Consider the following 14,169-nt stretch of genomic DNA (forward strand, 5'->3'; position numbering starts at 1 on the left):
TCTAGGTCCTCAGGCGAAATGGAGGCCGGCAACGGCAAGGTCGATGAGCTTGATGCCCACGAAGGGCGCGACCAGGCCGCCCAGCCCATAGACGGCGAGATTGCGCGCCAGCAGCGGGCCCGCCGCCATCGGCCGGTAGGTCACGCCCTTGAGCGCCAGCGGAACCAGCGCCGGGATAATCAGCGCGTTGAAGATGATGGCCGAGAGGATCGCGCTTTCAGGCGAGGAAAGGCGCATCACGTTGAGCACGCCAAGACCCGGATAGAGCGCGACGAACATGGCGGGAATGATGGCGAAGTATTTGGCGACGTCATTGGCGACCGAGAACGTGGTCAATGCCCCGCGCGTCATCAGGAGCTGCTTGCCGAGGCCGACGATCTCGATCAGCTTGGTGGGATCGCTGTCGAGGTCGACCATGTTGCCGGCCTCACGCGCCGCCTGGGTGCCGGTGTTCATGGCGACGCCGACGTCGGCCTGGGCCAGCGCGGGAGCATCGTTGGTGCCGTCGCCGCACATCGCCACCAGGCGCCCGCCCTGCTGTTCCTTGCGGATCAGCGCGAGCTTGTCCTCGGGCGTCGCCTCGGCCAGGAAATCGTCCACGCCCGCTTCGGCGGCGATGGAAGCGGCGGTCAGCGGATTGTCGCCGGTAATCATCACCGTGCGAATGCCCATTCGGCGCAGCTGCGCGAAGCGTTCCCGCACGCCCGCCTTGATGACGTCCTTGAGCGCGACGACCCCCAGCAGCCGCCCATCCTGCGCCACCGCCAGCGGCGTCTGGCCCGAACGCGCGATCTCCTCGGCCATGCGGCGCAGTTCGCTCGCCACCGGCGCGGCCGGGTTGGCGCGCAGCACCGCGTCGACCGCACCCTTCTGGACGATCCCCAACGGGCTCTTCAGGCCCGAAAGGCGGGTCTGCGCGGTGAAGGGGATCACTTCCGCGCCTTCGGGCAGCGCGACGCGGGTCACGCCGAACTTGTCGCGGGCCAACACCACGATCGAACGGCCCTCGGGCGTCTCATCGGCCAGGCTGGCCAGCAGCGCCGCTTCCGCCAGCGCATTGACGGAAACACCCGGAACCGGACGAAACTCGCTGGCCTGGCGATCGCCCACGGTGATCGTCCCGGTCTTGTCGAGCAGCAGCACGTCGACGTCACCGGCCGCCTCCACCGCGCGGCCCGACTTGGCGAGCACGTTGAAACGCACGAGCCGGTCCATCCCGGCAATGCCGATGGCCGAAAGCAACGCGGCGATGGTGGTCGGGATCAGGGTAATGAGCAGCGCCGCGAGAATCGCCACCGGGATCATGCCGCCCGCGTAGTGGGCGAAGGCGGGGATCGTGCCGACGGCGATGAGGAAGATGATGGTCAGGCCCACCAGCAGGATAGTCAGCGCGATCTCGTTGGGCGTCTTCTGCCGTTCCGCGCCTTCGACAAGGGCGATCATGCGGTCGAGAAAACCCTGGCCCGGCTCCTGCGTCACCCGCACCCGGATCGAGTCGGAAATGACGCGCGTGCCGGCCGTCACCGCTGAGCGGTCACCGCCCGCCTCGCGGATCACCGGCGCGCTTTCGCCGGTGATGGCCGCTTCGTTGACCGAAGCGACGCCTTCGATCACCTCGCCGTCGGCGGGGATGAGATCGCCCGTCTCGACGACGACGATATCCCCCCGCTTCAACCGGGACGCGGGCACCATGCGTCCATCAGGCAGGCGCGCAGTAAGCTCGGACTTGGCGGCACGCAGCGAGGCGGCCTGGGCCCGGCCGCGCCCTTCGGCCAGCGCTTCGGCGAAAGTGCCGAACAGAACGGTCAGCCAGAGCCAGACGATCAGCTGCATCTGGAAGCCCAGCGGCAAGGGCTCTCCGCCGATTACCAACAGCACGGTCAGCAGCGAAGCGACCACGGCGGTGGTGAAGAGCACGGGATTCTTCACCAGTTCGCGCGGATCGAGTTTGCGGAAGGCATCGCCGATCGCAGGCACGACCAGCTTTGCGGAGAAAATCGAGGAAGGCGTGGTCATGGAACTTGCCCCTTAGAAAAGCTGGCCGGAAACCATCGCGAGATGATCGGCGATGGGACCAAGGGCGAGGCTGGGCAGGAAAGTGAGCCCGCCGACGATCAGGATCACCGCGATCAGCAGGCCCACCCACAACGGACCCGTGGTCGGGAACGAGCCGGCCGTTTCGGGCGTGTATTTCTTGGCGGCGAGGTTGCCCGCGATGGCGAGCACCGGCACGATCATGAAGAACCGTCCGATCCACATCGCGACCGAGAGCAGGCCGTTGTAGAACGGCGTGCCGGCGGTGAGCCCGGCAAAGGCGGAACCGTTGTTGCCGGTGCCCGAACTGAAGGCATACAGGATCTCGGAGAAGCCGTGTGGTCCCTTGTTGAGCGGCCCGGCAAGGCCGTCCGGCAGTACGGCGGAAAGCGCGGTGAGACCCAGGATGCACAGCGGCAGCACCGCGATGGCGAGCACCGCCAGCTTCACGTCCCTGGCCTCGATCTTCTTGCCGACATATTCGGGCGTGCGGCCGACCATCAGCCCGGCGACGAACACCGCGAGCATGGCGAAAAGCAGGAAACCGTAGATCCCCGCACCGACGCCGCCGACGACGACCTCGCCCAGCTGGATGTTGAGCAGCGGAATCATCCCGCCCAGCGCGGTGAAGCTGTCATGCATGGCGTTCACCGCCCCGCAAGAGGCCGCGGTGGTGACCACCGAGAACAACGCGCTCGCGGCCACGCCGAAGCGCACTTCCTTGCCCTCCATGTTGCCGCCGGCGACACCGAAGTGGTGCAGCACGGGGTTGCCCGAGGCTTCCTGCCAGTACGTCACACCCGCGCCGGCAAGGAACAGCACCATCATCGCCGCCAGGATCGCCCAGCCCTGCCGGGTGTTGCCCACCGCCTTGCCGAAGCACCAGGTAAGGCCCGCGCCCAACGCGAAGATCGAAAGCATCTGAACGAAATTGACCAGCGCCGTCGGGTTTTCGAAGGGATGCGCGGAGTTGGCATTGAAGAAGCCGCCACCGTTGGTGCCGAGCATCTTGATGGCTTCCTGCGAAGCGACCGGGCCGACCGCGATCGTCTGCTTCACCCCTTCGAGGGTGGTGGCGTCGATCGTGCTCGCCAGCGTCTGCGGAACTCCGCTGGCGACGAGGAACAAGGCATAGATGACACAGAGCGGCAGCAGCAGGTAGAGCGTCACCCGGGTGCAGTCGGCCCAGAAGTTGCCCAGCGTCCCGGCCTCCCGCCGCGCGAAGCCGCGAAACAGCGCGAAAGCGATCGCGATGCCGGTCGCCGCCGACAGGAAGTTGTGGATCACCAGCCCCACCATCTGGCTGAAATTCGACAGCGCGACTTCGCCGGAATACCATTGCCAGTTGGTGTTGGTGGTAAAACTGATCGCGGTGTTCATCGCACCGTCCGCCCCGATCGCGGCGAGGCCGCGGGGATTCAGCGGAAGCACCGCCTGCAGCCGCAGGACGGCATAAGTGAACAGCAATACGACCAGCTGGAACAGCAGCATGTGCAGCGCATACCGGCGCCAGCCCTGTTCCGCGTTCGGATCGATCCCGGCAAGGCGATAGAAGCCCCGCTCGACCGGTCCCAGCACGCGGTGCAGGGGCGTTTCGCGGCCTTCGTAAAGCGCGAAAAGCCACATACCCATGGGTTTGGCCAGCACGACGACGAGAGCCGTGTATAGGAGGATAAGGGTCCAGCCCTGAACGGTCATCCGGCCCTCCCTCAGAATCGCTCGGGCCGCAGCAGCACGGCGACGAGGTAGAGGAGAAGGAAGCCGGCGGTCGCGCCGGCGAGAACGATGGGAAGCGTCATGGAAGTCACCTCAGGCCTTTTCGCAAAGCCGCACGAAGGCGAGCGTCAGCAGGAAGAGGCCGGCGAGCACCGCCAGCCAGAGTAGATCGTTCATGGCTTGAAATCCGTTGGACGGGTGAAGTGCGGGGGAAGCGGGATGTCCAGGAATAGCCCCGGCCCCACGAAAGCGAGCGCCAATCCGCCGCACAGCAGGAACACGACGCCGGTACAGACCGCCAGTTCGGCGATGCTTGCCGAATGCGGCGCGGGCGTTGTCGCCATGCGATGAGCCGCCAGCGCCAGGCGCCAGCAAGCGGCCAGCAACGACAGACCGAGCCCGCGCAACGCGATCTCCGCCGGCCACCAGCGGCGGCCGGCGCGCAAGGCGGCAAATCTTCCGGATAGCTGGGTTCGGACCATCTCAAGGCAACTCCCGATGGGTCATGTCGGGAATCCAGGTGGACCTTGGGGCCGTTAAGGTTCCACGGGAAATTCGGGCGTTCGCATAAAGATTCCATAAAGTTCGTGGTCCCGTTCACCACGCGCGCGTAGAGCGCTGCCATGAGCGATACACCGGCGCGTGGCGCCCACCAAGAAAGTTTAGCCACTCTTGCGATCGGCGCGATCGGCGTGGTGTTCGGCGACATCGGCACTTCGCCGCTCTATGCGCTGAAGGAGAGCTTCATCGGCCACCATCCGCTGACGGTGGACCAGCCCCATATCTTCGGCGTCATTTCGCTGATGTTCTGGACGATGACGCTGATCGTTACCGTGAAGTATGTTTTCATCGTCCTGCGCGCCGACAACCAGGGCGAGGGCGGCAGCCTCGCGCTGCTGGCCCTGATCGCGCGCCGGCTCGGCGAAAACCGCTGGAGTCCGCTGATCGTGATCCTGGGCGTGGTGGCGACCGCGCTGTTCTATGGCGATGCCATCATCACCCCGGCGATTTCGGTCCTTTCGGCGGTGGAGGGGCTCACGATCGTGCACCAGGGTTTTGCCGAATGGGTCCTGCCGATCTCCATCGCCATCCTGATCGGCCTGTTCTCGATCCAGTCGCGCGGAACCTCGGCGGTCGGCAAGCTGTTCGGCCCGATCATCATCGTCTATTTCGTGGTGCTCGCGCTGCTGGGAGCGGTTTCCGTCGCGAAGACGCCCGAAGTGCTCGCCGCGCTGAGCCCGGTCCATGCCGTTGGGTTCTTCCTCATCAACCCGACGCTCGCCTTCCTCGCGCTCGGGTCCGTGGTGCTGGCGGTGACCGGGGCCGAGGCGCTTTACGCGGACATGGGCCATTTCGGGCGCAAGGCGATCATGATCTCGTGGCTCTACGTCGCGTTTCCGTGCCTGCTCATCAATTACCTCGGGCAAGCCGCGCTGGTCATGCGCGAGCCGGATCTGATCGAGAATCCGTTTTTCCTGCTGGCGCCGGAATGGGCTCGCCTGCCGCTGGTCGTGCTGGCGACGCTGGCGACGATCATTGCCAGTCAGGCGGTCATTTCCGGGGCTTATTCAGTGTCGCAGCAGGCGGTACAGCTCGGCTACCTGCCGCGTCTGAAAATCCTGCACACCAGCGCGAAGGCCGCCGGCCAGATATACATCCCGATCATCAACTGGGGCTTGCTGGTCATGGTGATCGCACTGGTGATCGGCTTCGGAAGCTCGAGCAGCTTGGCGGCGGCCTACGGCATCGCGGTCACCGGCACGATGGTCATCACCGCTTGCATGCTGGGCATACTCACGTTCGCGGTCTGGAAGTGGCATCCCCTGCTCGCGGGCCTGGTGACCGCGGCATTCCTGGCCATCGACGGAATCTATTTCGCCTCGAACATGACCAAGGTTCCCGATGGCGGCTGGTTCCCGCTGCTGGTGGCCGCAGTGGTCTTTACTTTCCTGACCACCTGGGCATCGGGGCGCCGCCTGATGCGCGACCGCCTGGCCGAGGATAGCCTGCCCTTCAACGTGTTCCTCAATTCCGTTGGTGAAAAAGTACGCCGCATCGCCGGGACTTCAGTCTTCCTCGCCTCGAGCCGCGAAGGCGTTCCTCCGGCCTTGCTTCACAACCTGAAGCACAACCATATCCTGCACGAGCGCGTGGTGATCCTCACGGTCGTCAACGAAAGCGTGCCGCACATCCCGGATCAAGAACGATGCGAAGTCGAGGCACTCGGCCTGGGCTTCTACCGCCTGATGCTGCGCTACGGCTTCATGGACGAGCCGGACATTCCCGCCGTCCTGGCACGCGAGGAGCGGGCCGGCGGTCCATTCAAGGCCATGGAGACGAGCTATTTCCTCTCCAGGCAGACCCTGATTCCCTCAAGTCGTCCGGGGATGGCGATCTGGCGCGAGAAGCTCTTCGCGTGGATGGTGCGCAACGCCCAGAGCGCGATGGAATTCTTCAAACTACCCACGAACCGCGTAATCGAGCTGGGCAGCCAGCTGGAGATTTGATGCCTTCGTCCCATGGAGATGCGGTTCTCCATGGGACGAAAGGAAGCGAACGGAACTATTCACCCGATCAGGGGCCGTTCAGAGAATTGCGGCTACCGTGCGCTGGAAGGGCGGGACGGTCAGCCCGTCGGCCCTGCCGCTGAAGTACTTTTCCCGGGCAGCGCCAAGGGTCAGGGGTTCGACCTGGCTGAACCCCAGCTCGGACAGCATATCGGTCATTTCTTCAACCGAGATGTAGGAGGTGAAGGGCACTATGCCTCGCCGGGCATCGGCCCCGTCTTCCTTGGCACCCGGCTCCACGATCGTGACGACGATCTCCGATCCCGAGGGCCGCTCGCTCGCCCAGCGCAGTGTCTGACGGATCGCATCGCGCGTCAGATATTGCGTCACGCCGAGCCAGGAGATGAAGCACGGCTCGTCAGCCGCGAAACCGGCGTCAGCCAGCGCGCTTTCAAGCGACATGCGTTCGAAATCGCACGGCACGTAGCGCACGTGATGCGGCGTCTCCAGACCCAACGTCTCGATCCGCCGCCGTTTCCACGCCTGAAATGGAGGATCGTCGACTTCGTAAACGATCATCGAACCCAGCTGGTCATCCATTCGCAGCCCGTAGGAATCGAGCCCCGCTCCCAGCACGACATACTGATGCAACCGTTGACGTGCCTGGGCAAGGCGGTCTTCCGTGAAGCGGCTGCGCAACACGCATGTCGATGCGAGCTGGGGCGGAACTTTCGCGTAGAAAGCCTCGATCTCCCCTTCACTCATCTCGAGCAGCCGCCCCGCGAACTGGTCGCGGAAAATCTTGGGTTCGGCTCCCTGGAGGAAGTGACCCGCCCGGAGAGCGGCCGCCATGAACGCGGTGTGGTGAACTTCCGACAGGCTATCTGCGCTAGATGACATTCAAACTCTCCGTTTAGTTCACGTCCCCAAGATACAGCCGAACCCGGCCCGCATGATGATCGCCTATTCCCCTTCGCCGAACCGGACCCTGATCCGTGCGCCGTACATGCGCGGCTGACCAAGATAGCCCGTGTCGAAACCGAAGCTGTTGAACAGTCCTTGAACATAAGTTCGCGTGAATTGATTCGTCACGTTAGTAGCGAACAATGCCAGATCCACGGGTTGGCCGCCAATGTTGCGCCAATCCAAATTGAGGTCGAGCTGCTTGATCGGCGTGGACCTGCCGGTCGGGCCGCCCGTCAGATATGCGGAAGTATAGCGGTAGAAGGCCGCCAACTCGATCTTGCCGAGATCCTCGGATGTCGGAACGGTGAAAGTCCCGCCGACGTTCGCGCTCCATTTGGGGGCGAGTTCCAGGGGGCCGCCGACCGCCGGGGCCTGCCTGACCTCATACTCCGAAAATGGGTAAGTAGTGAAATCGGGAAGATCGAGGGCTTGAATCTTGGTGTTCAGGTAAGTTGCCGCAGCGTCCACGCGGAACAGACTGCCGAAACGCAACTGCCCATCGAAATCGACACCATACATGCGTGACTTGCCGGCATTGATGACCGAGGTGCCGCTTGGCAAAAGCCCCTGATTGTCCGTCAGGCCCAAGAGAATTTGCTGATCGGTCAATTTCGAATAGAAGCCGGCGAAGTTGAGATTGCCCGATACCGTGCCCCTGAAGCTCAGCTTCGCGCCGACTTCGAAGTTGTCGAGCTTCTCCGGACGGTAGAAGGGAACGCCAGCAAGAGCGAATGGCGTGACGCCGCCCTGCTTGTAGCCGCGCGAATAGGTGGCGTATGTCATCATATCGCCGATCGGGCTGTATTGCAGCGTGAGGGTCCAGGTTGGCTTCTTGTCCGACGTCCGTCCGGTGAACACGCAATTGGTGGCGATGGGATACCCCGTGGAGCATGCCTCCGGGTTCGTCGGCGTGGCGTTGGGTGTCGGAGCTACGAACGTGAAGGGCGTGGCAGGGCGATACGAATAGTCGAAGCCCTGGGCCATCCCTTTCGATCGGTCATAAGTATAGCGAATGCCGCCGGTCAGCTTCAGCTGGTCGGTCAGTTCATAAGTAGCCTGACCATAAGCCGCCATGTTGATGAACTCGATCGAGCCCTTGTTAGGGCTTGCCGGGCCGCTCATGCAACGCGAGTTCGCGAGGGTGGTGAAACCGCTGATGAGGCAAACCGCACCGATCGACGGGCTCTCGGAGGCAGTGAGCCCGCCGGGAGTGCTGTGCTCAAAGTAAAGGCCGAACTGATAGTTGAGCCTCTCCGCACGCCCCTGGAATTGCAACTCTTCCGTAAAGTTCTTCTGGTCGCTGGTGTGGTAACCATCCGGATTGAAGGAGAAAGCCGTCGAAATATAGGATTTCAGGGCCGGTATCAGGAAATTTGTTCCAAAGATGTCCTGCCGCAGATCCTGGATGAACGTCGAATAGGAGGTGATGTTCTTGACCGTGAGGTTATCGGTCGCAATCCATGTCGTGGTATTGATAACCTGGAATTGCTTGGTCATCGCGCGGGGGTTGATAAGCTTCTGTTCGATCTGCCACCGCTCGTCGCTGGCATTGAGGCGATTGACTTGCGGAACCGCGAAAAAGCCGAACCCGGCACTCGGATTGGCGCGAAAAAGCTGGGGGACCGAGCCATTGGTGTCCGAATGCATATACGAGACGATCGTATAGTTTTCGAGTTCCGGGCTGAGATCGAGGACGAGGCTGCCGCGCACGGCGACGTAGTCCGTATCATAGAATCGCTTCGGGCCGATGCCCGAGACGTTGTGGACATAGCCGTCGCGGGTCTGGCGATCGACGCCGAGACGAACGCGGGCCCAGGACGCCAGTGGTGCGTTCAACACGCCTTGAACGCGGAACATCTCGTAATTGCCGTAAGACCCTTCGAGATAGCCTTCGAAGCGATCGGTCGGCTTGCGCGGCGTCAGGATGACGGCGCCGCCCGTGGTGTTGCGTCCAAACAGCGTGCCTTGCGGACCTTTCAGCACCTGCACGTTCTGCAAATCGAACAGGCTGCCCGGACCGGCACCGTCGCCGCCCTGCAGCGAAAGCCCGCTGCCGCGCGGCGCCACGACTTCGCCGAAGTAAGTGCCGACGGCTGCCGAGGTGCGCAGCTGCTGAGAGAAGCCGCGAATCGCGAAGCTGGATTGTTCGGAGGAGTAGCGGGAATCCACGGAAAGACCGGGAACGACTTTGGCGAGATCCTCGCTGGACGCGATGTTCGACTTGGTCAGGCGGTCCTGGTCGACCACGGAGATCGAAATCGGCACGTCCTGCAAGCGCTCTTCGATGCGGCGGGCGGTGACGATGATGGGCTGCTCATCGGAAACGGTGCCCTCCGTCGATTGCGCGAACGCCTGCCCTCCCGCGATGAACTGAAGCGACGCGGTAGCGAAAAGAGCCAAACGATAGTAGCGGCGATTCATAAGTTTTTCCTCCCCAAAAAACTCCCCGCAGGCGCTCTTTATGGCAACCGTTACCGGGTAGTCGCCGCACAATGTTGCGCGAGTCGGTCCAAAGGGCAAGGAAATAATAGTAGTTGCAATGATATTCTCGGCGGCAGCGATCGTGCCCCGCTCAACGGCGCGTCGATGCCCGCCCGCGCGTCAGGCGCTCTCTTCCGACAGCACCGTTTGCCCCCGCTTCATCGCCCGGTTCTGCTCCGGATGCACCGAGGACCCCGCCTGCCATTGGGGATAGCGCGGCAGTGTCAGAATCAGGACTCCGGCGATGAAGCAGCCGATCATGCCGACAATGACGAAGGTGTCGTAGCCGCCCGTCCAATCGTAAATCAGGCCGGCAAGAAACGGGCCCAGCGCTCCTCCGATGGCAATCAGACTGCCCATGAAACCGAAAATGGCGCCGTAGTTCCGAAGCCCCCCGAAGCGCGAAGTCAGGTAGCCGCAGATCTGCAGCTTGGTCCCGGCCGAATAGCCGCTAATCATCATCGCGATGAAGATCAGCAGCGGCGTGCGCACGCCATCGAGCAGCAGCGCGAACGCCAGCGCCGTGATCCCCAGCGTGATGCCGCCCACCCAGTTGGCACGATAGCGATCCATCAGCGCGCCCGTCACCACGTTGCCAGCCATTCCGGCGATGCCGCTGAGTCCCGCCAGCAAAGCGGCGAACTCGCGGCTGAGGCCGGCATCGATCATGATCGGAATCTGGTGCACGGCCAGGGCCATCGTCAGCAGCATCAGCAGCAATGTCGATATCGCGATGCGCCAAAGCGCGGGGTTGCGCCACGCCTGCGCGATCGACAGGCCATCGAGCACAACGGCGTCACGCGCCGCCTTCGCTTTGCGCGCCGAAGGGCCGCGGGCGTCGTCCAGGAACAGCCAGCACAGCAGCAAGGTTACGCCGCCCCAGCCGAAACCGAGAATGAGGTAGGCCTGGCGCCAGCCGAAGCCGTCGATCAGCCAGGTGGACAGAGACGGGATCACCGTCTGCGCGACACCGGATCCCACCAGCGTCATCCCCAGTGCCAGCCCACGCCCCGCATCGAACGCGCGCGCCACGGCTCCCGTCCAGATGCTCATCATCATCGAGACATGCGCAAGGGCGTAGAAGGTCCACAGGCACGCCCACAACAATATCGAACCGTTGGCCAGGCTGAAGGCCGCCGTGGCCAGGGACATGATAATCACGCCCGGCAGCGCCAGCCGCCGCGGGCCGTAGCGATCGACCAGCATGCCGGCAAAGGGCGACAGCAGCAGTACGACAACTCCCGCGATCGCCATGCCCATCGTCAACGTGGCCCGGCTCCAGCCGAATTCCGTGCCGAGCGGACCGATGAATGTGCCGAAACCCGACATCACCACCGACAGGAAGGACAGGCCGGCGGCCGCCGTCAGGACTATGGACCAGCCCCTTTTCCATTCCTCCGTGACTTTCAGCGCAGTGTTCAAGATCGGTCCTCTCCTCGCGGCCCGGCCAACACCGGTGCCCACTTGCGCATGACCGCCACGACGGTCGCAAGTATATTATGTCGATGCGCCAGCAATCGCTTTCCGCACGCAAGACACCGTATCCAGTGCAATAATGAAACGCGCAAGGCTGGATCGCGCGCTCGCCAGCAAATGGGTTGCCGCGCGCGCCATCGATCCCTCGATCATGGCGAGAGTCTTGCGGCTGGATATTCCCGGTTATCTGCCCGCGCAGGCGCATCGCGTTGCGGGCGATACCGCCTGTGAACGTTTAACGGCAAAGCAACCAGGCGAGAAGTTTTATCCATGATCTGCCAATCCAGCTCCAGGTCGCCGCGAACGGCCGTGCAACCGCCCCGGCTGGACCATGAAAGCTTTGTTCTCGAAAATGGGCTTACCGTTATCGTACAGCAGGACAGGCGGGCACCGATCGTCGCGACGAATTTATGGTACGGCGTGGGCTCGAAGGACGAACCTTCGGGACGCACGGGCTTCGCTCATCTGTTCGAGCATCTCTTCTTCAATGCTTCGGAAAACCGGCGCGAGGATTGGCACTTCCTGCTCAACGAACTGGGCGGAATCGACGTCAATGGCTCGACCTCCCGCGACAGGACCAATTACTACCAGACGGTGAGCGTCAGTGCCCTCGATCTGGTGTTGTGGATGGAGGCGGATCGCATGGGCCGCCTTTTGCCCGCCATCGATCAGGCCTCGCTCGATCGTGAGGTGATGGTCGTCAAGAACGAGAAAATGCAGCGCGAAAGTGGGCCGCTGGGCCTGTTGCAGGAAAGCGAATTGCGGGCGCTCTACGGCGATGCGCATCCCTATGGACATCCGGTTACGGGAGCCATGGAAGATCTCGAGCGGGTCTCGCTCGACACCGTGGAGAGTTGGTATCGAAGCTGGTATGGCCCGGGCAATGCCGTGCTGTCGCTGGTCGGAGACATCGCTCCGGAAGAGGGGCGCGCCGCCGCCGAACGCGCTTTCGGCGGGATCGCCGCCGGCAGTCCGGTCAGGCGGGTGCTGACGGCGATCCCGGTTTCGCCCCAGGCCAGCCGCGCTGCCTATCAGACGCGCGCGCCGATCGCCGGCCTTCGCCAGACCTGGCTGACGTCGGCGGATGCGGGCCGCGATGGTCCGCTTCTGCAGCTTGCGGCGCAGATGCTGTCGGGCGATGCCACGTCGCGCCTGCGGCGTCGCCTGGTCGAGCGTGATGCGCTTGTGACGGATGTCAATGTGCGCCAGCTCTCGCAGGCGTTGAGCGGCGAATTCTCGATCGCCATCCAGGCAAAGCCGGACGCTCCGATCGGCAGGATCGAACAGGCGATCGCCGAGGAACTCGATGCCTTCCTGCAGGACGGAGTGGACGAGGCGGAACTCGCACGGGCGCGGCGGGTCCTGGCGCTCGGCTCGGCCAGCGCATTGCAGGGCCTGGGCGCGCGCGCGGATTGCCTGTCGATGGGGCACACCTTGCACGGCCGGCCGGACGCGGCGCTTGAGGCATGTCGCACGGTGGAGGAAGCGACCGCCGCGCAAGTGCTCGATACCGCGCGGCGCTGGCTGAGCGGCCCCAGCCTGTCGCTGGAGATAACCCCCTTCCGGGGCGTCTCAGGAGAATCGCGCCCGCCGGTTCCGCGCCCCTCCGTTCCCCCACCCGTCATGCCGACCTTTCCCGCCATCGAGGAACGGCGCCTCGCCAATGGCCTCACGATCGTCCATGCGCGCCGTCCTTCTGAAATGTCGGTCAAGATGAGCCTCGTCGTGGACGGCGGACGGGCGTCGGAGCCGGTCGGCAAAGGCGGCGTCGCCACGCTCGCGCTCAATCTGCTCGATCGGGAGACGCGCAACCGCACGCGCGATCAAATCACCGCCGACAGCTACGATCTGGGTGCGTCGATGGGGACCAGCGTCTCGACGGACGTCGTAGCCGTCAATCTTTCGGTCCTGGCCGACAACTGGGTTCCGGGACTGGAACTGATGTTCGACATGGTTCGGCGGCCCACCTTCCCGAAGGCCGATTTCGACCGTACAGTGATTGCCGAAACCGCGGCGCTTCGTTCCGCCCAGCACCGACCGGCAGCTATCGTCGAACGCGAGCTTGGCGACCGCCTGTTCGGCCCCGGTCATCCCTATGCCAACCGCATCACGCCCGATTCCCTTGCCGCCCTGACGCTCGACGACATACGCGGCTGGCACGCCGCCGCGATGCGGCCCGACAAGGCGACGTTGTTCGCGGTGGGAGACTTCGACATCGAAGTACTCGCATCGGCGGTCGAGCGCATCGCGGGGGATTGGCGGCCGGCCGGCCCCGCCGCCGCGCCGTGTTCGACGCCTATTCCCTTTACCGCGGGCCGCCACCGCCTGCGCATCGACGACGTGGAGCAGGCCATTGTCGCCGCCGCACTGCCGATCGGCGCTTCATCGCAGGACGATGCCGCGCTTTATTTCGTCACGACCATCCTGGGCGGCGACACCAGCGGCAGGCTCTTTCGCCGCCTGCGCGAGGAAAAGGGCTGGACCTATTCCGTCAGCTCGTTCCTGTCGGAAACGCGTTCTGGCCGGTGGTTGCGCCTCGGCTTCAGCGTCCAGGCGGATGCGACGGAGGCCGCGCTGGAGGAATTGATGCGCGTGATGGAAGAAACCCGCGCCGGACTGCCGATCACCGCGGCCGAACTGGCCGACGCGAAAGCGCAAGTGCTGCGTAGCCTGCCGTCGATCTGGGCGGAAAACGCGGCGGTGCTCGATGCCATGGTCGGTTACGCGTCGACCGGCCGGCCCCTGTCCGCCATCGGCCTCATGCCCGAACGGATCGCGGCGGTCACGCTTGAGCACGTACACCGGGTCGCGCGGCAATGGCTCGATCCCCAGCGCTTGATCCTGGTGGTCGGTGAACCGGCGGCAGCCACGCGCGCACTCGCGCTGGGTTAGGTTCCGCTTGGGTCGGTCTGGGAGGATCGCCGTGCCGGTTGCGGGTGGGCGGCAGGCCAGCCGTTTGGTCTTCGGACCAGGCGCGAAGGGCTAGGCA

The 14,169-nt window shown here is 64.0% G+C and carries 10 protein-coding genes; 3 read left to right on the plus strand and 7 right to left on the minus strand.

Annotation, left to right across the window (positions count from 1 at the left end; translation table 11 throughout):
- Nucleotides 1-9: 9 nt before the first annotated feature.
- The 4 genes from kdpB to BM052_RS05935 form a co-directional block, all read right to left on the minus strand.
- A complete protein-coding gene (gene kdpB / locus BM052_RS05920; protein ID WP_091144366.1) occupies nucleotides 10-2,016 on the minus strand; it encodes a potassium-transporting ATPase subunit KdpB in 2,007 nt (668 codons plus the stop codon).
- 12 nt (nucleotides 2,017-2,028) lie between these two features.
- Nucleotides 2,029-3,732 carry a potassium-transporting ATPase subunit KdpA gene (gene kdpA, locus BM052_RS05925; protein ID WP_091144369.1) on the minus strand — a complete coding sequence of 568 codons (1,704 nt, stop codon included), beginning with the start codon at nucleotides 3,730-3,732 and terminating at the stop codon, nucleotides 2,029-2,031.
- An 11-nt stretch (nucleotides 3,733-3,743) separates the two neighbouring features.
- Entirely contained in the window at nucleotides 3,744-3,833 is a 90-nt protein-coding gene (locus BM052_RS05930) for a potassium-transporting ATPase subunit F (RefSeq protein WP_143084750.1), read from the minus strand.
- 90 nt (nucleotides 3,834-3,923) lie between these two features.
- Complete coding sequence (locus BM052_RS05935) at nucleotides 3,924-4,232, minus strand: hypothetical protein (RefSeq protein ID WP_143084751.1); 309 nt, start codon at nucleotides 4,230-4,232, stop codon at nucleotides 3,924-3,926.
- 141 nt (nucleotides 4,233-4,373) lie between these two features.
- Between BM052_RS05935 and BM052_RS05940 the strand changes: the two genes are divergently transcribed.
- Nucleotides 4,374-6,257, plus strand: a complete 1,884-nt coding sequence (locus tag BM052_RS05940) for a potassium transporter Kup (RefSeq protein WP_091144375.1) — start codon at nucleotides 4,374-4,376, stop codon at nucleotides 6,255-6,257.
- Between the two features lie 78 nt (nucleotides 6,258-6,335).
- On the opposite strand, the gene BM052_RS05945 is transcribed toward BM052_RS05940, so the two are convergent.
- The 3 genes from BM052_RS05945 to BM052_RS05955 form a co-directional block, all read right to left on the minus strand.
- Nucleotides 6,336-7,157, minus strand: a complete 822-nt coding sequence (locus tag BM052_RS05945) for a class I SAM-dependent methyltransferase (RefSeq protein ID WP_091144377.1) — start codon at nucleotides 7,155-7,157, stop codon at nucleotides 6,336-6,338.
- Between the two features lie 63 nt (nucleotides 7,158-7,220).
- Nucleotides 7,221-9,716, minus strand: a complete 2,496-nt coding sequence (locus BM052_RS05950; RefSeq protein WP_177198348.1) for a TonB-dependent receptor — start codon at nucleotides 9,714-9,716, stop codon at nucleotides 7,221-7,223.
- 108 nt (nucleotides 9,717-9,824) lie between these two features.
- A complete protein-coding gene (locus BM052_RS05955; RefSeq protein ID WP_255405988.1) occupies nucleotides 9,825-11,126 on the minus strand; it encodes an MFS transporter in 1,302 nt (433 codons plus the stop codon).
- Nucleotides 11,127-11,259: 133 nt separating this feature from the next.
- On the opposite strand from BM052_RS05955, the gene BM052_RS05960 reads away from it, so the two are divergent.
- Nucleotides 11,260-11,454, plus strand: coding sequence for a hypothetical protein (locus BM052_RS05960; RefSeq protein ID WP_091144382.1), 195 nt, complete (start codon nucleotides 11,260-11,262; stop codon nucleotides 11,452-11,454).
- Nucleotides 11,455-11,489: 35 nt separating this feature from the next.
- Entirely contained in the window at nucleotides 11,490-14,072 is a 2,583-nt protein-coding gene (locus tag BM052_RS05965; protein WP_177198349.1) for a M16 family metallopeptidase, read from the plus strand.
- Nucleotides 14,073-14,169 lie beyond the last annotated feature (97 nt).

Source organism: Novosphingobium sp. CF614 (assembly GCF_900113255.1).
Classification (GTDB): domain Bacteria; phylum Pseudomonadota; class Alphaproteobacteria; order Sphingomonadales; family Sphingomonadaceae; genus Novosphingobium.